The sequence below is a fragment of the Pseudomonas sp. Sample_24 genome (genome assembly GCF_004307605.1).
GTDB lineage: Bacteria > Pseudomonadota > Gammaproteobacteria > Pseudomonadales > Pseudomonadaceae > Aquipseudomonas.
In genome coordinates this window covers 1-24,366 of sequence record NZ_RCNW01000278.1, presented here as the reverse complement: position 1 = coordinate 24,366, position 24,366 = coordinate 1, and the positions used below count along the sequence as shown (strand labels likewise).

Sequence of the window (24,366 nt, the reverse complement as noted above, 5' to 3'; positions counted from 1 at the left end):
GCAGGGTGTCGACAATCTTTTGCAGTTGCTTACCCAGTTCTTCCGAGCGGCCGGCGACGGCCTGCACCTTAACGGTATTGATCACTTTGTAGGACATTGGCTCAGACTCCTGAATCAGGCCGGACGAATCCTGCTCATTGAGGGATAACGCCTATGCAGGATAGGCCTGCCCCCCTGGACAACCAATAGCCAATCGCCGGATAAAGCCGCAGACCAATCCGTCAGGCGACTTGCTGCAAAATGTCCCGCAGCCGGTCCAGAGCGGGGTCGATGTCCAGGGTTTCGATGGCGCCAAAGCCCATGAGCAAGCCGGCCCGTGGCGCTTGCTGGTGGAAAAAGCCTTCGATGGAGTAAAGCCCCACTTCCACTTTTTTCGCCAGTTCGATGACCAGGGGAATATCAATCGGCACTTTGCACATGACCGCCATGTGAAAACCTGCCGTGCTCGGGATCGCTTCTAGCCAGGGCGACAGGTCACCGGCCATGCGCGCCAGTATTCGGTCGCGCCGACCGGCATAAATCGTATGGCAGCGACGGATGTGCTTGAGCAGGCAGCCCTCAGCAATGAATTTGGCCAGCGCCCATTGGGGCAGGGTGGAGGTGTGCAGGTCGGTCAGTTGCTTGGCGCGAACCACCGCCTCGTGGATCGCCGGCGGCAAAATCGCATACCCCAGGCGCAGCTCTGGCAACAGGGTTTTCGAGAACGTCCCGACGTAGGCAACGATCCCGCGCTCATCCATGCTTTGCAGCGAGTCCGTAGGGCGGCCTTCGTAGCGGAATTCGCTGTCGTAGTCGTCTTCAATGATAATCGCCCCCAGTTCATGGGCCTTGGCCAGCAGGGCGACCCGACGCGCCTGGCTCATGGGCATGCCCAGCGGAAACTGATGTGACGGGGTGACGTAAATCAACCGCGTGCCGAGGGGGATCTTGTCCACCTGAATGCCTTCGGCATCCACGGGTACGCCTACCACTGTCGCGCCGTGGGTGCCGAACAGCAGGCGCGCGGGCGGATAGCCGGGGTCTTCCATGGCCACGATACTGCCGGGGCGGGTCAGCACCCGGGAAATCAGGTCCAGCGCCTGCTGAGCGCCATTGCACACCACCACGTCTTCGTCCTGACAATTGACCCCACGGGAGAACGCGATGTGTCGGGCGATGGCATTGCGCAGCGCCGGCAAGCCTTCGGGCAGGCTGTAGAAACCCTTGGACGCGGCAATCTGGCGCAAGGCGTGAGAGGTGCAGCGTCGCCAGTCATCCTGCGGAAACTGGCCCTTGCTGGTGGCGCCACCAATGAAGTCATAACGCAACGAACCTTCCAGCGTCGGATGGCGCAGAAACACCGGCAAGTTGCGCCAGGACTCGATCACCTCGAAGCCTGCCAATTCCGTATGGCTTTGCTTGCGCTCGATCTTGGAGGCCCGCGCATTGACGTAGGTACCTTTACCGATCACCCCAGTGAGGAAGTTTTCGTAGGTCAGTTGTGCGTAGGTATCGGAAATGGTCTTGCGTGAAATGCCCAGTTGCTCGGCCAGCAAGCGGCTGGGCGGAAGCTGTGTCCCCGCTGCCAGGCGGCCCGATTCGATGGCGCTGCGCAGTTGGTTGTACAGCTGGCCCGCCAGGTCCTTGCGGCCATTGATGACAACATGAAGTTCCATACCGGCGAGGCTCCGGAGCAGTTGAGGCGCGTGTGCGTGGCGCCAGATTACCCTCATCGGGTGCGGGTGCAGTAGTTGCGTGCTGGAAAAATCGTTAATTGGTCTGGCATCCAGTGGTCCACGGAATTTCCGCAGAATTGGACCTGTAACGCGCACGCAGCAGCGACTACCTTGAAAGGAACATCTCCGCTGCACGAGGCCCGCCATGACCCCCCGCCTGGATTACTACAGTGCTTCACCCAAAGCGATGAAGGCGATGATCGCCATGGAGGCCCTGACCAGCAGCCTGAGCATCGAAGCGCCGTTGCTGCACCTGATCAAGATTCGCGCCTCGCAACTCAATGGCTGCGCGTTCTGCACCGACATGCATTCGGTGGACGCCCGGCGCCTGGGCGAAACCGACAGGCGCCTGTATTCAATCGTGGTCTGGCGCGACAGCAACTTCTTCAACCCGCGCGAGCGCGCAGCCCTGGCCTGGACCGAAGCGGTGACGCTGCTTTCGCAGAATAATGTGCCCGATGACGTCTATGAACAGGCACGGACGCAGTTCAGTGAGGGTGAACTGGTCGACCTGACCATTGCAGTCACCACCATCAACAGCTGGAATCGACTGGCGGTGAGTTTTCGCCAAAGCCCTAATGCGTGATTGCCTGCACCGTTCGCGCTTTTAGTCGTACATCGGCAACGCGCATCTGCCATGCTCAATGTCCGCAACACCGCTTCAATCAAAGGAACAATGCAATGGACGACGTACAGCAACTGGGCGAGATGCTTCGTCACTACGCAGAAAGCGAAGCGCACAAGAAGCAGTTGTTCGAAGCGCAATCGGCCGAGTGGGCCAAGCGCATTGGTGAACTGTTCGATCAGATCCAGCAGTGGCTCGAGCCGGTGCAGGCACCACATCTGTTGGAGGTCAGCCGCGCAGCGTATGTCGCGTCAGGGCCGAGCGTTGCGCTCGAGACTTCGACGTTCAAGACGCAAAAGCTGAGCATTCTGATTGCCGGTAGGCCGGTGGAGTTTGTGCCGGAGGTGATGGGCGCTGGCGGGCAGATTTCAGTGGCGGTGCTGGGCTTTACCGCGGCACGCGTCGGCAGTGTGTCGCTGGTGTGCCTGCCGCCGGCTTCGAACTGGCAGTGGCGCAAGACCAATGGCTTGAAAGACCCGGACACTTTTGCGTTTGATGCGAACTTCCTGGCGCAGCAGTTGCAGAGCCTGATTCCCCGCGATCGCGGCTGAAGCAAGTCTCCCCTGTAGGAGTGAGCCCTGCTCGCGATGCACGCAAGGACGCCGCGGGGGTGTCAGGCTGCCAGCGTTATCGTTGACGTCCATCGCGAGCAGGGCTCACTCCTACAGAGATCTTCAGCGACCAGCGATCACTTCAACGCCGGGTCGCCCATGTTCATTTTCTTCCAGCCTTGCAGCAGCACTTGGGCCTTGGGCTCCTGGCCGTTATTCAGGTAGTACTGAATCAGCGCCAACCGAGCGTTGCGGTTGGCGGGCTGCACTTTCAACAGCCTTTCCAGTTCCTCGCAGGCTTGATCAACCTTGCCGCTGTCGTGAAGCGCCACGGCCAGCACGTAACCGTATTGGGCACTTTGTGGCTCCAGTTGCGCGGCTTTGCGCAGGAACGGCATGGCCTGTTCAGTTTTGCGCGCACGCACCAGCGACAGGCCCTGAGTGTGCTGCAAAAGGGCGGCATTCGGGTGGTCTTTCAGGCTTTGCGCCAGGAGTGCCTGAGCTTCCTGACCACGGCCATTGGCCTCCAGCCATTGCACCAGCGTCACCAGCGCCGGGTAGAAGTCCGGATCGCGCTTGAGCGCAGTACGCAGCAGCCCTTCGACTTCGCCGCCGCGGCCATCGGCCTGGTACAGCATGGCCAGATTGAGGTTGGCTTCGGCACGTTCGGCAAGGCTCTTTTGCACTGCTTCGTACTCGCCAATGGCAGTGTTCCAGCTGTCCTGAGCCGTGCCCATACCGCTGCGCGCCACGCTTAACAAGTCGCGGGCGGCGGCAATGCGCACGGCTTTGACAGGGTCGCTGAGCAACGGCGTCAACAGTGGGGCTCGCTCCGGTGGTGGCAGGAAGGCACTGATCGCACGGATGGCACTTTCGCGCACTTGCGGCGCCGGGTTGGCCAAGTCCTTGGTAGCCAGTTTCAGTGCCAGTTCGCTCGGGTACAGAGGCAATTCGCCCAGTAGCGTCGCTCGTTGAATCGCCGGCAGGTTGTTGCGTTGCAGCTGCTCGTAAAGCGCTTGCGCTGCACCGGGCTGGCCATTGCGGATCAGCCACAGGCTTTCGTCGTAACGCGGGGCCTGCGGCGCACTGGCGTTGGCGGTGTTCCAGAGCTTGAACTGCTCGGTGACCTTATCACCGGCCTTGCCCTGATGACAGGTCAGGCAGGCGTCCGGGGTGCCGAGTTTTTTCGCTCGCTCCGGGTTGGGAATGCTGAAGCTGTGGTCATGCCGGAAATCGTTGCCCATGTAGAACTTGCCGGGCATATGACAATCGATGCACTGCGAACCCGGCTGGCCCATGGTGTGGCGAGTGTGTTCGATGGAATCGTAGTTTTTCGCTTGCAGGCCTTTGCCGTCGACACCTTCCACCGGAGTCTTGCCGGCGGTGTTGTGGCATTGCAGGCAGACACCGTTGCCCGGCGCCTTGAGTTCGCTGCTGTGCGGGTTGTGGCAGTTGCTGCAGCGCACGCCTTTGTCGAACATCTTGCTTTGGGCGAAAGAGCCGTGCTCGAACACTTCGTCCTTGATCTTGCCGTCCAGGGCGTACAGCTCGCGGGTCAGGGGGCTTGGCAGGTAATCATCCATCAGTCGGTTACCGGCGCTGAAACCATCACCCAGCGGCGCGCGACGGGAGTGGCAACGAGCGCAGGTTTCGATTTCAACGGTGGCGTCCTTGTCCTTGAGGTCGACGGCAAACCCGGCATGAATCAGGTCGGTTTTCTTTGCTGTCCATTCCAGATGATTGGATGCTGGACCGTGGCAGGCCTGACAGCCGACGCCGAGGCTGTTCCACTGGCTGTCGAAGGTGTTTTTTGCCGTATCAAAGTTACGTTTATAACCGGTGGTGTGGCACTCGACGCACATGAAATTGGCGTTCTGGCTCGGTTTGCTCCAGTGCAACGGATCCTTGAAAGTCACGCCCTGGCCCGGATAGAGATGAAACCAGCGCTGTTTCTCGGTATCCCAGGCGATGCCGAGCGCTTGCAAGCGACCGTCTCCGACCTCGATCAGGTATTGCTGCAATGGCGCTATGCCAAAGGTGTAGGCGACTTTGAAGTCTGCGTTCTTGCCGTCGATTCCAGGCGTATTGACCCAGAACCCATCGTCCTTGCGCGAGAAACGGGTGGTTTCGTTTTCTGCCTTGAACGTGACGTTGTTGAAGTCACCGAGCAGGGTATCGGCATTGGCCGGCTGCATCGCCAATTGGTGATGGGAGCCTTGCCAATCCTTGACCTGGGCACTGTGGCAGCCTTGGCATTGCTGTTCGTCGACCATTGTTGCCGGCGCCGTGGCCAGCGGTTTTGGCTGCGGTTTGGCAGGTTGCACGGCGGGCGTGCTGACGGGCGCATAGGTCGTCGGCGCGGGGTTGCTGGCAAACAGGAACCAGCCGATAGCTGCGACCGCCAGGAGGAGGATGCCGATGGTGACGGGGAACAGATAACGACTAATCAGCGTGGGCCGTGAATCAGGACCAGGGTTTACTGCTTTGTTTTTATGTTTCGGCATTGCGACTTCCGTGGTCCAGGTGCGTTTGCCGTCAGGCGTGCGTTCATGCTGGGTGCAGCTTTGCCGTAAGGCCGGCGTGTGTCAAATGATGGTTGTGGTGAAGCTGATGGCCCCATCGCTGGCAAGCCAGCTCCCACAGGATTTGCATCGGTCACAACATTCCGGCACGACACAACACCTGTGGGAGCTGGCTTGTCGGGTCGCCGCATCGCAGCGATAGCGATCTCTCATTCCCCGACAAACCACCGGTAATACGGATTGCCGCCATCGCCACGCATGACTTCGCGGATATCCCGGCTCCAGGCGTCGCGATCGCCCTCATAGGCATGCAGGCTGGCCCGGTAGAACTGCAACAGGCGTTGTTGATGAGTGTTCATCCGCTCGGTAAACCCTTGGTCGGCATTCAACAACGGTGGCACGGTGTGCAGGTCCAGCAGCGTCGGCAACACACGGGTGATTTCCTTGGCCCGTACCCACGGCGCGTATTCGATTCGTGGTTGATCGTCGGTCACGGGTGGCGCATTCGCGGCGAATCGCTCAAGCCCGGCGCGATCTGTGACCCAGGTGGCCAGCAGCGCGGCCGCCGAGCCGATGCCCACGTCCTGTAATGTGCTGCGTACACTGTTCTGTTGGAAGCGTTCGCTGATTTTTGCCGCGTCCAGTTCCATCGGTTCCATGGAACCTACCAGCAGCATTTCATGAAACTCACTGGTCCACAGGCTGGCGTAGGGGTAAACGTCGAGGAAGCTGCGTACCAGCGAGCGCGAATCGTCGATGTTTTGGGTCGGCAATGGCAGCCATTGTGCGACCAGGCCTTGTTTGTTCAACCGACTGGCAGCCAGTTGGTAGAAGTCGCGGGAGTACAGATTCACCACGCCGGCCGCGGAGGGTGGGGGCGGCTCGAGGGTAATGAGGTCATAGCGTTGCGGGTTGCGCAGCAGTTCCTGGCGACCGTCGCGCAGCCGGATATCGACAGCGGGATTGGCTGCCGCGTTGAAGTTGCCTTTGAACAGCGGTGCAACCTTGACCACGGAGGGCAGCAGTTCGGCGACAACGCGATGTTCAAGCCCCGGGTACTGCGTCAGCGCACCCGCGGTAATGCCGGTGCCGAAGCCGATCACCAGGGCCGAGCGGGGTTCACCGTTGTGGATCAGCAATGGCAGCAATGCCTGAATCCGCATGTAACGCAGGGAGGGCATGGCGTCGCCGGTATTGGAAACGCCCTGGATATACAAACGCTCGAAGGTCCTTTGTCCCTTGCCTTGGGTGACCACGGCAACGGTGCCGCCGCGGCCTTCCTCGTAGTACGCCAGCGTGCCGTTACGCGCGCCGGAAAGCAGGCTGGCTAGTTTGTCTATCGGTGTCAGCAGTGCCAGAGCCAGCGAAATCAGACCGACAGCAATCACCCCCTGACGCCGACCTTTCTTCACGCCGTGCCCCTTGCGCACCGCAAAGTAGCCAATCGCGGCAGCGATAATCGCCAGCAACCCAAGGGTTCGCACCAGGCCCAGCAGCGGGATCAGCACGAAACCGCAGAGCATGACGCCGACGATCCCGCCCAGGGTATTGAACGCCACCACTTCACCGACGTTGCGCCCCACGTGATCGTGTCCGACGCTCAAACGCAGCGCCACGGGAAACGCCGCGCCGAGCAGTACGGTTGGCACGAACACGATGCACACGGCCGCCACTGCGAAGCGTGCGCTCATGCCCAGCAATTCGCTGGCTCCCAACGACAGCACCCAGGCTTCGACCACGCTTTGGGCGAGTACCAGCCAGCGCCCGAGCAAGGCAATTTCCAGCAGCGCGATCAGCCCGGCCCCGGCGATCAGCAGACCAAACACGCCCCAGGGATCGCGCAAGCGATCAACCCGACGGGAGAGCAGGGCGCTACCCAAAAACAAACCGGTGAGGTAGGTCGCCAACACCACGGCAAAGGCATAGGTACGCGTACTCATGAATTGCACGATGGATTGCGACCAGACCACTTCATAACCGAGGGCCACGCCACCGGCGATTGAATAGAGCCACAAAGCGAGGCGATCCGGCGCTGTTTTAGTGTGGTGTGTGACGGCCGTTTCCACGGACTGCGAACAATGGCGCTGGAACCACAAGGCACCCGCAGCGGCCAGCAGATTCAGCATCGCAGCGGCCAGGGCGCTGCCGCGTACACCGAGGGTGGCAATCAACACGAAAGCGGCGAGCAAGGTGCCCGCGATGGCGCCCGCGGTGTTTGCCGCATACAGGTGCCCGCCAGACTTGCCCAGGTGCTGCGGATCGGTTGCCAGGGAACGCACCAGCACCGGCAACGTGCCGCCCATCAGCAACGCCGGAATACCCACCAGTGCAAACGGCAACACCCAGGCCAGCAGACCGACATGCTGCTCCAGCCAGGCAAACGGACTGGCCGCCAGACTCATGGCGAACGTAGCGCCAACGCCCAGTACGGCAACCAGCACTTCCAGCCCTGCATACAGCAGAACCGGTTGTCGCAGGCGATCCGCCCAACGACCGAACAGCAAGCCACCCAATGCCAACCCGGCAAAGAATGCACTGATCCCGGCAGTAATGGCATACACCTCGACGCCCACCACCAGTGACAGTTGTTTGATCCATAGCACCTGATACACCAGCGCTGCGGCACCGGAAACGAACAGCAACAGGGCAGGGATCAACAGTGCCGGAGAGGCGACTTGCGGGGCAGGCATGGCCGACGACTTGCTGGCGACACGTGAGGACATTGCGGATTGCCTTGTACAAAATTCGAATTGAACGACCTGATCGTTCCCACGCTCTGCGTGGGAATGCCTCAATGGACGCTCCGCGTCCACTTCGGCAGGGGACGCGGAGCGTCCCTGGTTGCATTCCCACGCAAAGCGTGGGAACGATCGCCGCTCGCCGATAAGGGCGAGCGGCGCGACAGCGGTCTTACTGTGCAGCTTTTGCTTTTTCAGCGATCTTGGCATCTACCGCAGCACGGATCTGGTCAATGCTGAAGCTTGCCGGTTTCTGGCTGGGTGGATACTCGACGAATGTTTCGAGGAACGCGGCCGACTTGCCTACCGCAATTGCAGTCAGATAAACGTTCTTTGTGGTCCAGTCGTAGTATTGATCGGAAACCACGTCGGCTCTTTCAAACGGGTCCATACGCAGGTTGAAGATTTTCGGCACACGCAGACAAACGAAGGGCTCGCTCCAGACTTTAAAACCGCCCGGTGCGCGCTGCTCGCAAAATACCGCCTTCCAGTTATCGAAGCGCATCGACACCAGCATTCCGTCGTCGTTGAAATAGTAGAACTCCTTGCGCTCGCCTTTGGGCTGTTGGCCGGTCAGGTAAGGCAACTGGTTATAGCCATCCAGGTGCACTTTGAAGTTCGCGGCGCCCGAAGTGGGTGCCCAACCTTTGAGCAACTTGTTCTTCACGTCCGTTTCACCGGCTGCCGCGAGCAGCGTCGGGAACCAGTCCATGCCCGAGAACATCTCGTTGGACACTTCACCGGCCTTGATTTTGCCCGGCCAACGAATCATCGCCGGCACACGGTAAGCGCCTTCCCAGTTGGAGTTCTTCTCGTTGCGGAACGGCGTGGTTGCCGCGTCCGGCCAGGAGAACTGGTTCGGACCGTTGTCGGTGGTGTAGACGACGATGGTGTTGTCGGTGATTTTCAGGTCGTCGAGGGTTTTCAGCAGTTTGCCGACGTCCCCGTCATGCTCGAGCATGCCGTCGGCATATTCGTTGCCGGGCATGCCGCTCTGACCCTTCATCGACTCGCGCACGTGGGTGAACAGGTGCATGCGCGTGGTGTTCATCCAGACGAAGAACGGCTTGTCGGCCTTGGCCTGTTTCTCGATGAACGCCTGTGCGGCGGCGGTGGTCTCGTCGTCGATGGTTTCCATACGCTTGGCGGTAAGGGCACCGGTGTCTTCGATCTTGCCATCGGCAAAACTGTGGATCACGCCGCGCGGGGCGTTGGCTTTGACGAACGCGGCATCGTCTTTGGGCCAGTAAGGACGCTCGGGTTCCTCTTCGGCGTTGAGGTGGTACAGGTTGCCGAAGAACTCGTCGAAACCGTGGTTGGTCGGCAAGTATTCGTCTTTGTCGCCCAAGTGGTTCTTGCCGAACTGACCGGTGGCGTAGCCCTGGGACTTCAGCGCCTGGGCGATGGTGATATCGCGTTTTTGCAGGCCTACGGGGGCGCCCGGGATGCCAACTTTCGACAGACCGGTACGCAAGGGAGTCTGCCCGGTAATGAACGACGAGCGCCCAGCAGTGCAGCTGTTCTCCGCGTAATAGTCGGTGAACATCATGCCTTCCTTGGCGATGCGATCAATGTTCGGAGTCTTGTACCCGACCACGCCCATGGAATAGGCACTGATATTGGTCTGGCCGATGTCGTCGCCGAAAATCACGAGAATATTGGGTTTATCGGCGGCCACGGCGGTTGCCGAGATCGCCATTACCGATGTCGCCACCAGGGCGAGTTTCGGTAACCAGTTGCGTATGCGAGTCATCTGACTAGCTCCTTTCACTTACGTCGCTCGGTGCGACAAACGTTTATTGCGGTCCTGCGTTACGCTTTTTTTACTGCACTTGCCCGGTAGTGGTGGTATCGAACGGATAGATACGACGCCATTCGGCTGCCATGTCGACGACGGTCCAGCCACGTTTGTTTGCTTCGTCCAGTGCCTTGTCCAGACGGCCGATCTGCGACTGGCGGTCGTAAGCCCATTCGCGTTTGGCGTCGGTGTGGTGCACCAGCCCCATGAATCGTTTGCCCGGCCCGGCCGCCGTCCACTGCAGCATCTGCAAGTCACCGTCGGAGTTGCCGAAGGCGAGAATCGGTCGTCGGCCGATCACCGCGTCGATGCTCACCGGTTTGCCCGGGCCGTCATCGTTGTGCGCCAGTTTCGGCGTGCGAAGGATCGACGCCTTGCCATCCTTGTACTCAAACGTGGTGACAAAGGTGGTGCCGATGACTTGCTCGGGTGGAATGCCATAGACCTTTTCGGCGAACGCACGCATGAACGCGGTGTCGCCGCCGGAGACGATGTATGTTTTGAAATTCTGGCTGCGCAGGTAGTCGAGCATTTCCAGCATTGGCTGGAAGATCATTTCGGTGTACGGCTTGCCGGTTTTCGGATGGCGGGCCTGGGTCAGCCAGGTTTTGGCGTAATCGTCGAAGGCTTCGGTGGTCATGCCGGTGTGGGTGGCGCCGAAGATCTTCATCATGCCTTCCAGGCCGGTGGCGGCCAGGGCCTTGTGATCGTTTTCCAGCACGGCCTGGAACGGCTGGGTGGTTTTCCATTCCGGGTGCTGCGCCGCCGTGCGTTTGACCTCTTCGAGGGCAAACAGCAATTCGAAGTACATCGGTTGCTCGCTCCACAGCGTGCCGTCGTTATCGAACACTGCGATGCGGTCCTCGGGTTTGACGAAGTCCTTGCTGCCCTGATCGGTGACGGCCTGGACGAATTCGATGATGTTCTTTTTCGATGGGCCGACGTTCCATGACGCCAGCGGCTCGGCGGCCTGTACCAGCAACGGCAGGCTCAAGGCCAGCGCCAGCAGGAACTTGAGCCCTTGAATTTGGCGCAACGAACTCGGACTAGTCATGGGAAATCCTTCTCGAGATCGGGGTTGAGTGGTCGCAATGCAGTAGCGACTGATTCTTTGTTGTGTTCGACCTGACTATGCAGCGTAGTCAAGGATTTCTTCAGTTGGAGCACTGCCTGATCTTTGGTCGGTTCTCGGCCGTAGCAGGCCCGCAGAAACGCTTGCAAGCGCGGGCCGAGGCCAGTGAGCTTCAAGCCCTTGCGGCTGCGGCGCGTCCACAGGTACAGGGCGCTGAGTTGCGGCGGCTTGCCATCAAGTTGCGCCGGTATTTGTTCCCAGGCGTAATCGGCAGAGGCCAGCCAGGCCTTGTGCCGAGCCTGACGTCGAGCCTTCCAGCCGAGGTACGCGCGCCAGGCGTAGGGACGGGCAAACCAGCCCAGCACAAGCAACCCCGACAGCAGCGCGAGCAGGCCGAAGGCAAAACCCGAAAGGTGAAGGCGATTGCCCTGACCGAGTGTTTTCAAGTCTTCAGTGATCGAGAAAACCGGTTTGTAGGCACTGTTGGCGGCGGCATCGAAACTGATCGCCGGCACTTGCGCAGTGCGGATCTGACGAGTGCTGGCGTCCCACCATTTCACCGCGATGGGCGGGAGACTGTAATGGCCTTCGACGTCGATCCGGTAGGTCACGGTATCGATGCGCTGCCCGCCGTTGAAGTGGCCACGGCCATCATCCAGATTGCTGACCTGTGGCGATTTCGCGTAACGACTCAGGCCGCGTACATCGCCCAGTGACGGCGTTGGCAATGACATGCCCAGCGCGCCATCCGCTTGTAGCGTCAGTTCTCGGGTGATGCTGTCGCCGACTTTCAGTGGGGCGGTCGAATTCACGACCTTTTGCGTGAAGCGCAAGCCTTGCGCCACCAGCACCGGCTCGCCGACGTCAAACCCTGGTGGTTGTGTCGCCGTGAAATGCAGGGGCAAGCTGTGGGCGCTCAACTCGGTACTGGCTTGGCCCGGTGTGGCGCGAACGGTCAAAGCCGGAACGTCGAAACCCTGCGCCACGTTCGGGGTGATCAGGTAGCTGTAGCGCAAGCCGCTGAAGGATTGGCCATCAAGGGTCTGATTGATGTGTTCGGCATGGCCGTCAGGCGGCAGCACCAGTGCGCCGGGCAGCTTCAGGTCGGGCAGGGTGGGCGCACGGGTGAACCAGGTGTCGGTCAGGACATCGAGTTGCAGTTCGATCAGGCTGCCGACCATCGCCGGTTCATTGGGTTGCAGGCTGGCCTGGACCCGCAGTTCGGGTTCGGCGGCGAGGGCGTTGAGGGTGATTAACAGGGTGCCGAATAAGGTGGTGATTGCTCTGGCGCTATCGCTGGCAAGCCAGCTCCCACAGGGTTTTGTGTGGTTTTGGAATCTAATGAACGACGCAAAACCTGTGGGGGTTGTGGTGCGACGATTCGACTTGCCAGCGATGGAGGTGACTCGGTTTTTCAGGAAGGTCATGGTTTGACCCCCGCCTGATCCTGCAAACTGAATTTCTGTTTGAGGAATTTCGCCGGCGATGTCGTCAGGTTCTGCAGCCACTGCTCATCCGAAGCCGCCTGTTCGGTTTGCACCGGTTTTTCCTGGCCCTTGCCCGGCGCCTTGTCCATTTTGATTTCGTCGGGTTTGACCTCGGGGGCGTTTTTTTCCGCGTCTTCGGTGTCCTTCTGCAAGGCAATCGCCAGCGCCAGGTTGGCTGTGGCTTCAGGAAACTGCGGCTGCAACTTTAACGCCTGGGTATAGGCCGCGATGGCCTCGTCGAACTTGAAGCGCCGCACGTAAATATTGCCGAGGTAGAAATAGGCTTGTGGCGTTTGCAGGCGCGCGAAACTGACCAGTGCCAGGTCGAAATCAGCAGCGTTATAGGCGGCGATGCCTTTCCAGTAAGGGTCGACGAAATGCGCTGCCGCCTGGGGGAAATGCCCATGCTCGAAAGCCCAGCGGCCTTGCTGGTCCGGGGTGAAGAACGCATCGGTCAGCGGGTTGGCCTGTGCCGGGGTTGGTTGCAAGCCGACGCCGATGGCCAGTAAAAGACCGGCGACCCAATTCACGCTCCAACCCTTGCGCACGCTGAAGAACGCGATCAGCAGCAGCGGCCAGCACAACCAGTAACCGGCGTCTTTCCAGTGCAACTCACGCTGTTCGTCGCTGGCTCGCTGGAAATGTCGCTGGGCGTGCAGGTCAACCCATTCCAGATCGTCGTTATTGAGTGTCAGGCTGCCCAGCGGCGCATCCAGTGCAGACGCCAACTGCTTGAGCGCTGCCTGATCGAAACGGCCGAGTTGCGGGCGACCATTGCTGTCGGTGCGCGGTTGGCCGCTGCCATCGCGGATAATGCCGCCATCCTCACTGCCGACGGCGAGGACCAGTACCTGCAGAGCTCCGCCGTCGAGTTTCTTGTTCAGGTCATCGAGCGTCGATGTGTCTGCGCCGTCGGTGATCAGCAGCAACGTGCCGGGGGTTTTTTCAGCAGCCAGCAGACGTTTGGCCTGGTCGATCACGGCGCCGACGTCCTTTCCGGGTTTGCTCATCAGGTCGGTGCTCAGTGCTTGAATGAACGTGTCGAGCAGGGCCGGGTCGTCGGTGGCCGGCAACACCAGATGGGCGCTGCCGGCGTAGGCGATCAGCGCATTGCGCGCGCCGGCCCGACGCTGAATCAAGTCGTCCAGCTTGTGCTTGGCCGCTTCCAGGCGTGTCGGTTGCACATCATTGGCGTCCATCGAGGGCGACAGGTCAACGGCGATGATCAGCGGTGCACGGTTTTCCAGGAAATCCGGGCGATCCTGCTCCCAGGTCGGCCCCGCAGCGGCAACCGCGCCGAGCATCAGCATTGCGCTGACCAGGTGCACCGGGCGCAGCCATTGCTGGTCTTGCGGGGTGATCAACAAGTGCGGCAACAAGTGCTCGGCAATGTTGCTGCGCAAACGCCGCTGCATATCACGGCTGCGGCGCCACAGCCATGGCATTAATGCCGCGAACGGCAGCAGCAACAGCCAAAGCGGGCGCAGGAAGTGCAAGTCGCCGAGGTTGATCTCCATCTCAAACCTCCTGCCGCTGACGCACAATAAACAAACGTGGACGCAGCATGGCGAACAGGTGATAGAGCGCGAGTACCGTGTTGGCCATCCCGAGCGGCCACCAGAACAGATCGCGTTTGGGTTGGTGGCTGAAGGTTTGCACTTGGTGCGGGGTGAGTTGATCGAGGGTGCTGTAGACCTGATCCAGGGCATCGCGATCTTCGGCACGGAAGAACTTGCCACCGGTGGCTGTGGCAATCTGCTGCAAGCCCTGCAAATTGACCTTGGCTTCGCCCTCGGCGCCCGGGTCGCCGATGCCGATGGTGTGGATCACTACGCCTTTGGCGGCAGCCATTTGTGCTGCGTGATCCGGTGTGATGGCGCTGCTGGTGTCGTTGCCGTCGGTGAGCAGAATGACGACTTTTTCCTGTTCATGGGCCTGGTCCATCAGCTTCAGGCTCAGGCCAATGGCGTCCCCGATCGCGGTGTTGGGCCCGGCCATGCCGATGCCGGTATCGTCCAGCAACAGCGACAGGCTGGCATGATCGAGGGTCAGTGGCGCCTGCGGGTAAGCGCCGCTGCCAAACACGATCAGGCCCAGGCGATCCTCTTTGCGTTTGTCGATAAAACCATGCACCACGTCCTTGACCGCTGCCAGGCGATTGATCTTCTGGCCGTTGGCATCCGTGAAATCGGTGGTTTCCATGGACTGGGAAATGTCGATGGCGAGCATCAGGTCGCGCACCGGTTGCTGGCGCTCGATGGGTTTTTCCACGTACACCGGGCGGGCGGCCGCCAGCAGCAACAGCGCCCACACCAGCAGATTGAGCAGCAACTGCCAGTGGTTGGTGCGAGTTCCGGCCTGGCTTGGCGCCTGGCCAACCGCACGGCTCATGGCGCCAAAAAACGGCACCCGGACCGCGCTGCGAGCTTCGCGATAATCAGGCAGGTAGCGATAACCGAGCCACGGCAAGGGCAGCAGCAATAACAGCCACGGGTATTCAAGCTGCCACATGATGCCGCTCCACCCAGAGTTTGCAGGTGTCGAACAACTGCTGGCGTTGTTCGGGGGGCAGGGCGCGCAACACCGCATCCGGTGCATAGGCAAGCAGGGCCAGTTGCTGACTGAAATCGGCGGGGAGTGGCTCTTTACTGTGCCGTTGCAAAAAAGCCTGCCAATCCTCTTTTCCAAGCGCAGCAGGCCCCTGTAGGAGCATGGCTTGCCCGCGATGAACGATGACGCGGTTGGTCTGGGGGGCCGAGGCGTCTGCATCGCGGGCAAGCCTCGCTCCTACAGGGTTTGTGCGGGGCATTGAGATGGCCACGCGCTTGAGCAGTTCTGGAAGCTCGCGCAACGCGTTCAGGTCATTGCTGCGTTTTTGTAACTGTGCCAGCCGCACCAAGGCTTCACGCCGATAGCGGTCACGCCGCCATTGCCGATATCGGCGGGCGGTCAGTAATGAAATCGCAACAACCAATACTGCCAAAAGCATCCACCAACCCCAGGTTTGCGGCGCATAACTGATCGGTGCCGGCAAGGCGATTTCCTTGAGCTGCTCGATGCCCGGAATATTCGGGTTCATCGCCGCGTCCCCGACTGCTTGCCCAACTCGGCGCGCAATTGTTCGTGAGCTTCAACGGCGGTGCTGAACATCATCAGTGGCACCTGACTGCGCCGCAGCAGCGTGGCCACATCCTTGAGCCGGCCGCTGAGAAAGTCGCCCAACGGCTGGTGCACCTGACGGCGTTCCACCGCCAGTTCAACCTGGAGCTGGCCTTGGGTGATCAGCAGCCGGCCATTTTTCGGCAGATTCAAGGCCAAGGGATCGTAGACCTGCATGGCGATCACATCGTTGTGCGCCGCAAGCTGCCGCATCAGCTGCAAGGTTCGTTCGCCGGCACCGGCAAAGTCACTGACGATGCAGATCAGGTGATCGTGACCGGCCACGGCCAGGCACTGTTGCAAGACCTTGTCGAGCTGGTCTTGACCTTCAGCGTCCGGGTTGGCGGCATTCAACGCCTGATTCTGTTCGGCGATGCGGCTGCACAACGCTTCGATGCGTTTGCGGCTACGCAGCGGCGCGATGCTGTCGATGCGCCGGTCGTTGAACACCAGCCCGCCGACCCGGTCGCCGGCGTTGAACACCATCCACGCCGCCAGCGCGCCCAGCTCGGCGGCGACCGCGGATTTGAAGCTGCGTTGCGAACCGAAGAACATCGACATGCGTTGATCGACCAGGATCAACGCCGGGCGATCGCGCTCTTCGGTGAAGGTGCGCACCACCGGTTTGCCGGTGCGCAGCGAGGCGCGCCAATCGAGGTGCCGAAGGTCGTCTCCCGGTTGATAACGGCGCAATTCGTCGAAATTCAGACCCCGTCCGCGCAGACGAGACGCATGGTTGCCGGCCAGAATGCTGCCTTGCGGTTGGCGGGCAGCAAAACTCAGGTCACGGGCCTTGAACTCCAAGGCCATCAGTTGCGCCAGAGAAACGTAGACCCGCCCATCAGCATTCATGCAGGAATCGCGACTTTATCGAGCAAACGGTCGAGCACTTGATCGGCAGTCACTCCATCGGCCACCGCGTCGTAGCTCAGTTGCAGGCGATGACGCAGCACTGGGTGCACCACGGCGCGTACATTATCCGGCGAGACGAAGTCCTGGCCTTGCAGCCACGCATCGGCGCGGGCGCAACGGTCCAGGCCGATCCCTCCGCGAGGGCTGGCACCGATGGCAATCCAGCGGCCGAGGTCGGCGTCGTAATCGGCCGGGTGGCGCGTGGCGTTGATCAGGTCGATCAGGTAGCGGTCGATGGCGGGGGACACGTGCACCGCACTGACTTCCCGGCGCGCGGCAAAGATCACCTCTTGCGACAGCTCGAAGCCTTTGACCGCGGGGGCTTTGGCGCCGAGGGCCTGTTCTTCCTCGCGCAGCAGGCGCAATACCTGGCTTTCGTTTTCCGCGCTCGGGTAATCCAGCAGCACTTTCATCAGGAAACGGTCCATCTGCGCTTCCGGCAGCGGATAAGTGCCTTCCTGTTCGATCGGGTTTTGGGTGGCAACGACGATGAACAATTCCGGCAAGGCATGGCTGTTGCCGGCCACGGTGATCTGCCGTTCTTCCATGGCTTCGAGCAACGCGGCCTGGACCTTGGCCGGGGCGCGGTTGATTTCGTCGGCCAGGATCAGGTTGCCGAACAGCGGGCCGGGCTGGAACTGGATCTGGTTTTGCCCGTCGACCTGATGCAGCACCTCGGCACCGGTGATGTCCGATGGCAGTAAGTCCGGGGTGAACTGGATGCGGCTCATCTTCGCGTCCAGGTGCTTGGCCAGCGCTTTTACCGTGCGGGTCTTGGCCAGCCCGGGCAGGCTTTCCAGCAGCAGGTGCCCGTTGGCCAGCAAGCCCAGGAGGATTTGCCGGATCACCTGGTCCTGGCCGAGCACTGCTTCGGCGATGCTGGCTTGCAGGGCGTTGAGGTCATTGAGCGCAGTCACGCGGCCTCCTAGAAAAATGCCAGTGTCATGTTGACGGCGATGCCATTGCCTTCCGGCCGGTTCTTGGTGTCGAACTCCGGCACCCAGCGCAGGCTCAGGTTGGCTTCGGCGTCGGCAAACTTGCCGGTCCAGCCCACGACAGGACCGGCGCCCACCGAGCGCCCGCGAAAACCGCTGGTGGCGCTGCCGCTATCGTCGTTGATCTGCTGGATGTAACCGGCGGCCACACCGGCAGCCCAGCCATTGCCGAAGCCGTGGGTCCAGAGCGCGTCGAAGGTGAATAGATCGCCGTTCTGGTAATCCGTGGCGTCGTTTTCGCTGTAGAACTCCAGACCGCTGGACAGCGTAAACTCGCCACCTTTGCCATCCAGATGAGTGAACGCCACGGTAGGCATGAAGGTGTAGGTGTTCTGCCCGGGGTTGGCCAAGCGGTCGTCGTTATAGGCGCCGGTCGGCAAGTAGATCGGCAGCGAGAACGAGATGTGGTTGACCTCGTCGAAGTGATAGCCGGCGGCGATCGGTGTCACCAGCATGTCGGCAAACTGGGTGCCTGTGTCTTCTGTCCCCAGGGTTCTGCCGCGAGGACCTGTGATGTTGGCGGTGACGTCGGTGTACTGCACAGGCACGCCGATGGCCGAGGCGTAGTTCCAGCGTCCCTTGCCGGTGTCCCAGACATGGGTGAAGTTGGCCATAGTGTAGGAAACCTTCATGTCCAGCCCGGTACTCAACGCGCCGACAATCGGCACTTGGGTGTTGCCCTTGAGATCGCCGTCATACCAGATGCTGGTCAGCGACATGACCCAGCCCGGTTCGGGCGGCACGATCCCGGCATTGGAAAAAACCTGCTGCCCGGTGATCGGCCGGCCGACGCCGCCTTCAACGGCCAACACCAGCGGACTGCCGCCGATCATGCACAGCGCCAACAATGGGCGCACAACACAGGGCTTGATCATCACTGACTCCGCTTATTGATCTTGTTGGTTGACGGGTGTCAGCAACGGCATTTTCCATTGGCCGCTGTTGACTTCCGGTTTCGGCAAGTAGAGGCGCAATACGCCATAGAACGGGCCGTTCGGTGCTGGCAGCCAGTTGCTTTCCAGCTCTTTGGCCGGTGCCTTGTTTTGTATGTAAAGGGTCAGGCCGCCGTCCGCGTCGAGCTTGAGGTCCGGCAGCATGCGCGAGTTGATCAGGTAGCGATTGAGCGGATTGGCCACCAGCAGTTTGTTCCTGCCGTCGTACATCGTCAGCGACCAGAAAGCGTCGGCCGGGGGCAGGGCACCTTTATCGAAATGCAAGGTGTAGTCGTGCTTCGAGGCATCGACAGGGTGGTTGTCCTTGTCGACGAAGTAACCGATGTAATTCGCCTCTTCAGCGGAATTGCCGAAAATCCCCATGTTGGCGCCCGCGTAGCGGTACAGGTAGTTGCCCTTGAGGTGGTCGCGGGTGCCAAAAAAATCGCCGCTGGTGACTTCGTGGGTATCGACTCTGCTTTTCTTGAATTGGGCGAACTCTGCTTTCGCGTCAGCGATGCCATCTTCCAGGGCCTGGCGTTGATCGGCGCTCAGTTTGCTCAGGTCGAATGGTTTGCCGGCTTCGATGCCAATGGTTTTGAAACGTGCAAGAAGATCCTTTTCAACGTCCTGGGGCGGGGTGAAGGCCAGCATGAAATTCAGGTAGCGGAACAGGTCCGGGGTGTCGCTCATGGTCGGCGCGGGTTTGGGCCAGGCGATTTTTGCCGGGGCCGGCGGCGCCTTGTGCTTGTCGTAATGACTCAGGGTTTCGACCTTGTAACCCTTCTGGATCTGCTTGACCTTGGCCAAGTCCGCGTCGTCGAACAGCTGGGTGCGATACAGCGCGTAGGCGATGTTGCTTTCACTGCGCAGCAGCCGATCGATGTTCAACGGTTGCTTACCCTGCCAGTCGGGGCCGGCGATCATGAAATGGCCACCGTTATTGCCAGTGCTGCGGGTGCCCAGGTAGGCGAAGTTTTGCGTATAGGCGTCAATCAGCTGCACGGAGTAATAACGGTGCTCTTCGACGGGCGGAAGCGTCAGTACCAGCGGTTCTGCGCGCAAGTCCATCCACACGAAGGAGTAGGGCGTGTCAGCATTTGGCGTGACGAACGCGGTGTCCTTGGCGGTAAAGGCCTTGGCAGTGTTGCCAATCTGATTGAACGGTGCCTTGAAGTTCGCGCTCGTCTCGTCTACGGCCTGGGTGTAGAGCGTCTTGTACATTTCAACCACCGGGAAACCGTATAAATAGGCTTCCTTGGCGATGCCTCTTGCTTGTTCCGGGGTGGCTGTGAACTCGGCCCAGGCACTGGTGCTCAGCGCCAGGGTCACTACGGTCAACAGCACGTTACGTTGATTCATCATGCGTCCTTGTTGCAATCGCGGGCGTTATTCCACGTTTGTGATGTCGTCGAGTTTCCAGCTTTTGTCGAAATAGGCCTCGGTCGGCGCGTACAGACGGAAGTAACTGAACCAGTGCTTGCCCGGCAGGGTTTGTACCCAATTATTCTCGAAGCCTTTTGGTGCGGTCGGGCCGAAGTACAGGTCGACGGACCCATCGGCGTTTTTCTTCAGGTCCTGGCGCGAGGAGAGGTCGGCCTTGCGCTGCGGATTGTCGATCAGGCAGCGACTGTCGATGTCGTACACGGTCATCGACCAGAACTGCTTGGCCGGAGGATTGGCGCCGACGTGCAGGCGATAGTTTTTCCCGCCGTCGAGCCATTCACCCTTGGCGTCGGTGTATGCGCCCAGGTAGGTCTGACCGAGGCCCGGGGTTTTCGAGACCATGCCTTTGGTGTTGGTGACCGCTTCGTAGAACCACGCACTGCGTTCCCACAGCTGGTCGTAATAGGCCACGCGTTGCGATGGCTCGGCGATGTTCAGCACCGTGTCCCATTGCCGATCAGGCCAGTACTGTGCATCCGGGAAACGCTTGGCGAAGGTGTTGGCCTTGGCGATCAGCTCACCGACCTGTGCCCCTTGCTCAAGTGCCTTGCGCTGGTTGTCATTGGGGTTGAACGGCTTGTCTTTCTCGATGCCGAGGCTGGCGAGCATGGCCATGTAAAAGCGGTCGCGTTCGTTGACCGGTTCTTTCTGGATGATCTGGTGCAGGCGCTGCCAATACGCCAGGCCGCGTGGCTGGGTGCCGGACCAGGCTTTGCCGCCGGGAGTGAGCAGTTTGGTCTTGGTCGGCTCGGCACGTTGGGCGTAGGGGTACATCTTGAATTGTTCGACCAGTGCCTTGCCCTTGGCCGGGTCCGGATCGAGCACACGAAAACCCACCAGCACGTTCATGGTTTCCGATTTGGCCAGGTAATACTTGCCAGCATCGGCCGGCGGCTCGGCGCCCGGTGGCAGCACCAGGTATTTGCCGCCTTTGCCTTTGTCCGGGCCGGTCTGGCCCATGTCGATGATCGCCCGCTGCCAGAAATCACCGATGCCGCCCGCCGTTGGGCCTGACGGCAATTCAATGACCAGCGGCCCGGTTTCATTCAAATCGACAAAGCCGAGGATATACGGCGTGGTGGCGTTGGCGGTGATCACGCCAAGCTTGTCTTCGTAGCTGTTGAGTACCATCAGGTCGCCACTGTGGGCGCCGAGTTTGTCGCGAAACTCTGCCTGCCATTGCGCGTAAGACACCAGTGGTAAGGCCCACAGGTAACTCTGGGTGGCCTGCTGGAAATCCAGTTCAGCGTACAGTTTGGCGACGGAGTCGTGGGCCGGCAGCTCGCCTTCCATGCTGATCTTGCCGATTCGCGTGTCCAGATCCTGTGCACCGACCCCACAACTGACGAACATGGTCATCAGGCTGAAACCGGCGGCGCGAAGTGCAATGTGCATATAAAAATCCCTATTTGCCGAACGTGACATTGAGGCCGGCGTACAGCGTAAATTTCGGCAGGCCATCACCTTTGTGATCGACGGTCCACTGCGGCTCGATGAACGCGTTGAGGATATTGGAACCGGACTTCCAGACTTTGCCGCCACCCAAACCGAGTGGGATGTAGTGGGTGTCGTTTTTCAGGTCGAAGGTCCAGGTACCGGTTGAACGCAGGTACCAGCCTTTTTCCAGGTTGTGAATGATGAAAGGCTGCAAGGTTGCGCTTTCGACGTGGGGCCGGTCGCTGTCACCTGCGAAAGAGCTCTGGTATTGCACCAGCGCACCCAAAAGGCCCCGGGGCGAGGAATCGATGGCGACGGCGGCCAGACCACCTTGCCATTTGCCGGTGCCGAGCTCGTCCTGATCGGCGGTGGGCGCGGTGATCATCGGGCCAACACCCAATTGCACACCCTCGGTCTTGAGCAAAAAGATATCGAACAGGTTGAGGTCGCCCTCACCGGTGCTGTAGCCGCTGCTGGGATCGGGGCGAGTGCTGATCGGCGCAGTGGCACGTATCAACTGCGGGACACCGATGAAGTCGTTGGGCGCAATCGGCAGTGTGCCACGCACCAACAGATCGTTGGTGTGGATATTGGAGTCGTAAAACTTCGGGGTGTAATAGTCCTGCAGACTCATCCCCGGTGCGATGTTCAGGGGGTTGTTGCTTTTGTTGGCGGTCTCGGCGTCATCCGCGTGCGCGTAAATAAAAGGCACGAACGAAAACGCCAAAATAAAGGCGTGCTTCCCCAATGTGTTTGACATGATTCCCCCGGCTCCCTGGTGGCTCACTTGGATGACTCGGCACTTGATGGCCGTTACTGCGTAATCCCTTTCTTATCAAGCCTGTAGGACACGTCTCTTGAACGTAGCAGCTAAATCCGGGTTAGCCAGTCGAAAGTGTTAATTCCTTGGTTTCTTGTATAAGTTTTGATTTTTTGTATGTACTGAAAAGTTAATACGAATCAGCAGGTTGGACACAGGCGTGGTTGCTGGAACGAAAAACCCGCAGTCTGTAATGAAACAAACGGCGGGTTTCACGGACGTTGTAGTTCAGTGTGAATCAGGGCGGGTCGAGGTTGTCCAGCACCCGGTTGACTGCCAGCTCCCCGAGCATGATCGATTGCTGAATCCCCAGCAGCGTGTTGCTCTGCGAGCCTTGCAGATACCTGGCGAAATCACTGGCCATGACATTCGCCGAGGCCAGCGATTCGCAGGCGTAAGCGAGCAGGGTTTGATTGTCGATATTGGGGGCGATGAGAAAGATGTTGCTGGGTTGGTGGGGAGATTGGCTGGTGGTTTCTGGATCGGAGTCCGGTGGAGTTGAACTCGATTTGGTCATGGCAACGTACCTCTAAAAGTAGGGGGCGCAACCATCTCGCTACTAAACGAAAGGGTGGCAGCTATGCGCAAGTTAGTAGACCGGTACGTTGCCAAACCCGGTGCACCCGAAGATGCCATGCGCACAGCCGCCATCAAATACAGGTGAATACCTGACCAGATGACACTCATGCAACCGTTAGCAACAAGCCGGGCTACTAAACCCGGTCACTGACAATCAGCGACGCCAATCAAGTTACCGACGGCCTCTGGGACGCACAAGCCGGCGGATTCTGGCGTAGTTGTAGGCAATGCCGCAAGGCGCTGTAGCCTCCCGGAAGCTGGCATTTTGATGCAAAACATCACGCTCACTGACGCTGAGCAAAAGTAAGCGGTTTAGCAGAGGTAGAGCCCGTCGGAGATCACGTCCACTCGGGACGTGACCATGCCAGCGCATCATGGCAACTCACTTGAAAATGGCTCAGGACTGCTTGCCCTTGCCAAACGCCCGCTCTTCCTGCTCCCGCAATTCCGGCGTCAGCTCTGCACCGAAATCCTCCATTTCAAATACCTGGCGAATCTCGATTTCCGATTCCGTGCCGGGCATTGGGTTGGGGCAGCGCTTGACCCATTCGACGGCCTCTTCTTTTGATTTCACCTGCCATAGCCAGAAACCGGCGATCAGTTCCTTGGTTTCGGCAAAGGGGCCGTCGATGACCGTGCGTTTATCACCCGCGAAGCGCACGCGGGCGCCTTTGCTGCTCGGATGCAGGCCTTCGCCAGCGAGGAGTATTCCGGCCTTGGCCAGTTCTTCGTTGTAATTGCCCATGGCGGTCAGCAGTTCGGTGCTGGGCATGATGCCGGCTTCGGAATCCTGGCTGGCTTTGATGATGATCATGAAGCGCATGGTGGTTTCTCCGCATGATTTGAACGATTCGCCTAATGGTCGAATGGTGAGGACGCAAATCGACAGCGCGTCCAAAAAAACTGAAAGAACCTTAGGCGCGGCATTGCGATGCGTAGCGATTATTTATGTAACACCGCGATTCCCTGTGGGAGCTGGCTTGCCAGCGATAGCAATCGGTCGGTCACAGCGGTGTTGAATGTACGGCCGTCATCGCGGGCAAGCCCGGCTCCCACAGGGTTTGGTGGTGACTGGCAAAGCAATACTTCACGATTTGTATCCGGGGTAGGTCACCGGGCCATTTCGTGGTTAACTTCGACCTCTTCAAAATTCTCTACCACAACGTTCAGAAGGACTCCGTTCATGGCTCAAGTCACTCTTAAAGGCAACCCGGTTCAAGTCAACGGCCAACTGCCTCAAGCCGGTTCCAAGGCGCCAGCCTTTTCTCTGGTTGCCGGCAATCTGTCCGACGTCACCCTGAAAGACTTTGCCGGCAAGCGCAAAGTGCTGAACATCTTCCCAAGCGTCGACACCCCGACCTGCGCCACGTCCGTGCGCAAGTTCAACGCCCAGGCCAACGATGTCGCCAACACCGTGGTGTTGTGCATCTCCGCCGACCTGCCATTCGCCCAGGCTCGTTTCTGCGGTGCCGAAGGCCTGGAAAACGTCCAGAACCTGTCGACCCTGCGCGGTGCCGAGTTCATCGAAAACTACGGCGTGGCCATCGCTGACGGCCCACTGAAAGGCCTGACCGCTCG

General features: G+C 59.9%; 20 protein-coding genes and 1 pseudogene. 3 read left to right on the top strand and 18 right to left on the bottom strand.

The features are described from left to right. Together D8V06_RS15600 and D8V06_RS15595 are read right to left on the bottom strand one after the other, a co-directional pair. Positions 1 to 97: pseudogene (locus D8V06_RS15600) on the bottom strand (antibiotic biosynthesis monooxygenase); the annotation flags it as partial. 124 nt (positions 98 to 221) lie between these two features. After that, complete coding sequence (locus D8V06_RS15595; RefSeq protein WP_130931257.1) at positions 222 to 1,655, bottom strand: PLP-dependent aminotransferase family protein; 1,434 nt, start codon at positions 1,653 to 1,655, stop codon at positions 222 to 224. Between the two features lie 205 nt (positions 1,656 to 1,860). Here D8V06_RS15595 and D8V06_RS15590 point away from each other — a divergent pair, with 205 nt between their 5' ends. Together D8V06_RS15590 and D8V06_RS15585 are read left to right on the top strand one after the other, a co-directional pair. Continuing rightward, a complete protein-coding gene (locus D8V06_RS15590) occupies positions 1,861 to 2,301 on the top strand; it encodes a carboxymuconolactone decarboxylase family protein (RefSeq protein WP_130905654.1) in 441 nt (146 codons plus the stop codon). Positions 2,302 to 2,396: 95 nt separating this feature from the next. Next, a complete protein-coding gene (locus D8V06_RS15585) occupies positions 2,397 to 2,891 on the top strand; it encodes a hypothetical protein (RefSeq protein ID WP_056855515.1) in 495 nt (164 codons plus the stop codon). A gap of 137 nt (positions 2,892 to 3,028) precedes the next feature. Here the strand turns inward: D8V06_RS15585 and D8V06_RS15580 are convergent, their stop codons facing one another. The 16 genes from D8V06_RS15580 to D8V06_RS15505 form a co-directional block, all read right to left on the bottom strand. Further along, positions 3,029 to 5,395: a tetratricopeptide repeat protein gene (locus D8V06_RS15580; protein ID WP_130931256.1), complete on the bottom strand. Its 2,367-nt coding sequence runs from the start codon at positions 5,393 to 5,395 to the stop codon at positions 3,029 to 3,031. A 227-nt stretch (positions 5,396 to 5,622) separates the two neighbouring features. Then, on the bottom strand, positions 5,623 to 8,136 hold the full coding sequence (locus D8V06_RS15575; RefSeq protein ID WP_130931255.1) for a fused MFS/spermidine synthase: 2,514 nt from the start codon (positions 8,134 to 8,136) through the stop codon (positions 5,623 to 5,625). Between the two features lie 187 nt (positions 8,137 to 8,323). Continuing rightward, positions 8,324 to 9,904: an arylsulfatase gene (locus D8V06_RS15570; RefSeq protein ID WP_130907393.1), complete on the bottom strand. Its 1,581-nt coding sequence runs from the start codon at positions 9,902 to 9,904 to the stop codon at positions 8,324 to 8,326. Between the two features lie 70 nt (positions 9,905 to 9,974). Further along, positions 9,975 to 11,003: an HAD family hydrolase gene (locus tag D8V06_RS15565; RefSeq protein WP_130931254.1), complete on the bottom strand. Its 1,029-nt coding sequence runs from the start codon at positions 11,001 to 11,003 to the stop codon at positions 9,975 to 9,977. Then, entirely contained in the window at positions 11,000 to 12,448 is a 1,449-nt protein-coding gene (locus D8V06_RS15560) for a BatD family protein (RefSeq protein WP_130931253.1), read from the bottom strand. The genes D8V06_RS15565 and D8V06_RS15560 overlap by 4 nt, the downstream gene beginning before the upstream one ends. Beyond that, positions 12,445 to 14,025, bottom strand: a complete 1,581-nt coding sequence (locus D8V06_RS15555) for a VWA domain-containing protein (RefSeq protein WP_130931252.1) — start codon at positions 14,023 to 14,025, stop codon at positions 12,445 to 12,447. Before D8V06_RS15555 ends, D8V06_RS15560 begins: the two co-directional genes overlap by 4 nt. Before the next feature lies 1 nt (position 14,026). Beyond that, positions 14,027 to 15,019: a VWA domain-containing protein gene (locus D8V06_RS15550; protein ID WP_130931251.1), complete on the bottom strand. Its 993-nt coding sequence runs from the start codon at positions 15,017 to 15,019 to the stop codon at positions 14,027 to 14,029. Then, positions 15,006 to 15,587, bottom strand: a complete 582-nt coding sequence (locus D8V06_RS15545; protein ID WP_130931250.1) for a DUF4381 domain-containing protein — start codon at positions 15,585 to 15,587, stop codon at positions 15,006 to 15,008. Before D8V06_RS15545 ends, D8V06_RS15550 begins: the two co-directional genes overlap by 14 nt. Next, entirely contained in the window at positions 15,584 to 16,519 is a 936-nt protein-coding gene (locus D8V06_RS15540) for a DUF58 domain-containing protein (RefSeq protein WP_130931249.1), read from the bottom strand. The genes D8V06_RS15545 and D8V06_RS15540 overlap by 4 nt, the downstream gene beginning before the upstream one ends. Then, entirely contained in the window at positions 16,516 to 17,496 is a 981-nt protein-coding gene (locus D8V06_RS15535) for a MoxR family ATPase (protein ID WP_130931248.1), read from the bottom strand. Before D8V06_RS15535 ends, D8V06_RS15540 begins: the two co-directional genes overlap by 4 nt. Positions 17,497 to 17,504: 8 nt before the next feature. Continuing rightward, positions 17,505 to 18,449 carry a transporter gene (locus D8V06_RS15530; protein ID WP_130905644.1) on the bottom strand — a complete coding sequence of 315 codons (945 nt, stop codon included), beginning with the start codon at positions 18,447 to 18,449 and terminating at the stop codon, positions 17,505 to 17,507. 12 nt (positions 18,450 to 18,461) lie between these two features. Further along, entirely contained in the window at positions 18,462 to 19,868 is a 1,407-nt protein-coding gene (locus D8V06_RS15525; protein ID WP_130907352.1) for a DUF1254 domain-containing protein, read from the bottom strand. Positions 19,869 to 19,895: 27 nt separating this feature from the next. After that, positions 19,896 to 21,347 (bottom strand): DUF1254 domain-containing protein, encoded by a 1,452-nt coding sequence (locus tag D8V06_RS15520; protein WP_130931247.1) that lies wholly within the window; start codon positions 21,345 to 21,347, stop codon positions 19,896 to 19,898. Between the two features lie 10 nt (positions 21,348 to 21,357). Beyond that, the gene (locus D8V06_RS15515) at positions 21,358 to 22,149 is read right to left on the bottom strand and encodes a hypothetical protein (RefSeq protein WP_130931246.1); all 792 of its coding nucleotides are present in this window, start codon (positions 22,147 to 22,149) and stop codon (positions 21,358 to 21,360) included. 298 nt (positions 22,150 to 22,447) lie between these two features. Continuing rightward, positions 22,448 to 22,726 carry a DUF6124 family protein gene (locus D8V06_RS15510; protein ID WP_130931245.1) on the bottom strand — a complete coding sequence of 93 codons (279 nt, stop codon included), beginning with the start codon at positions 22,724 to 22,726 and terminating at the stop codon, positions 22,448 to 22,450. 459 nt (positions 22,727 to 23,185) lie between these two features. After that, the gene (locus D8V06_RS15505; RefSeq protein WP_056855500.1) at positions 23,186 to 23,611 is read right to left on the bottom strand and encodes a YciI family protein; all 426 of its coding nucleotides are present in this window, start codon (positions 23,609 to 23,611) and stop codon (positions 23,186 to 23,188) included. A gap of 360 nt (positions 23,612 to 23,971) precedes the next feature. Between D8V06_RS15505 and tpx the strand changes: the two genes are divergently transcribed. Then, positions 23,972 to 24,366: thiol peroxidase (gene tpx / locus D8V06_RS15500; protein WP_130931244.1), on the top strand; the 395-nt coding region annotated here is incomplete at its 3' end.

What these genes read in the sequence shown, in the direction of transcription:
- D8V06_RS15525 (WP_130907352.1), bottom strand. Translation starts at nt 19,868, where the DNA reads ATGAATCAACGTAACGTGCTGTTGACCGTAGTGACCCTGGCGCTGAGC.
- D8V06_RS15580 (WP_130931256.1), bottom strand. Translation starts at nt 5,395, where the DNA reads ATGCCGAAACATAAAAACAAAGCAGTAAACCCTGGTCCTGATTCACGG.
- D8V06_RS15550 (WP_130931251.1), bottom strand. Translation starts at nt 15,019, where the DNA reads ATGTGGCAGCTTGAATACCCGTGGCTGTTATTGCTGCTGCCCTTGCCG.
- D8V06_RS15545 (WP_130931250.1), bottom strand. Translation starts at nt 15,587, where the DNA reads ATGAACCCGAATATTCCGGGCATCGAGCAGCTCAAGGAAATCGCCTTG.
- D8V06_RS15590 (WP_130905654.1), top strand. Translation starts at nt 1,861, where the DNA reads ATGACCCCCCGCCTGGATTACTACAGTGCTTCACCCAAAGCGATGAAG.
- D8V06_RS15570 (WP_130907393.1), bottom strand. Translation starts at nt 9,904, where the DNA reads ATGACTCGCATACGCAACTGGTTACCGAAACTCGCCCTGGTGGCGACA.
- D8V06_RS15555 (WP_130931252.1), bottom strand. Translation starts at nt 14,025, where the DNA reads ATGGAGATCAACCTCGGCGACTTGCACTTCCTGCGCCCGCTTTGGCTG.
- D8V06_RS15595 (WP_130931257.1), bottom strand. Translation starts at nt 1,655, where the DNA reads ATGGAACTTCATGTTGTCATCAATGGCCGCAAGGACCTGGCGGGCCAG.
- D8V06_RS15540 (WP_130931249.1), bottom strand. Translation starts at nt 16,519, where the DNA reads ATGAATGCTGATGGGCGGGTCTACGTTTCTCTGGCGCAACTGATGGCC.
- D8V06_RS15585 (WP_056855515.1), top strand. Translation starts at nt 2,397, where the DNA reads ATGGACGACGTACAGCAACTGGGCGAGATGCTTCGTCACTACGCAGAA.
- D8V06_RS15505 (WP_056855500.1), bottom strand. Translation starts at nt 23,611, where the DNA reads ATGCGCTTCATGATCATCATCAAAGCCAGCCAGGATTCCGAAGCCGGC.
- D8V06_RS15575 (WP_130931255.1), bottom strand. Translation starts at nt 8,136, where the DNA reads ATGTCCTCACGTGTCGCCAGCAAGTCGTCGGCCATGCCTGCCCCGCAA.
- D8V06_RS15510 (WP_130931245.1), bottom strand. Translation starts at nt 22,726, where the DNA reads ATGACCAAATCGAGTTCAACTCCACCGGACTCCGATCCAGAAACCACC.
- D8V06_RS15515 (WP_130931246.1), bottom strand. Translation starts at nt 22,149, where the DNA reads ATGTCAAACACATTGGGGAAGCACGCCTTTATTTTGGCGTTTTCGTTC.
- D8V06_RS15565 (WP_130931254.1), bottom strand. Translation starts at nt 11,003, where the DNA reads ATGACTAGTCCGAGTTCGTTGCGCCAAATTCAAGGGCTCAAGTTCCTG.
- D8V06_RS15520 (WP_130931247.1), bottom strand. Translation starts at nt 21,347, where the DNA reads ATGCACATTGCACTTCGCGCCGCCGGTTTCAGCCTGATGACCATGTTC.
- D8V06_RS15530 (WP_130905644.1), bottom strand. Translation starts at nt 18,449, where the DNA reads ATGATCAAGCCCTGTGTTGTGCGCCCATTGTTGGCGCTGTGCATGATC.
- D8V06_RS15560 (WP_130931253.1), bottom strand. Translation starts at nt 12,448, where the DNA reads ATGACCTTCCTGAAAAACCGAGTCACCTCCATCGCTGGCAAGTCGAAT.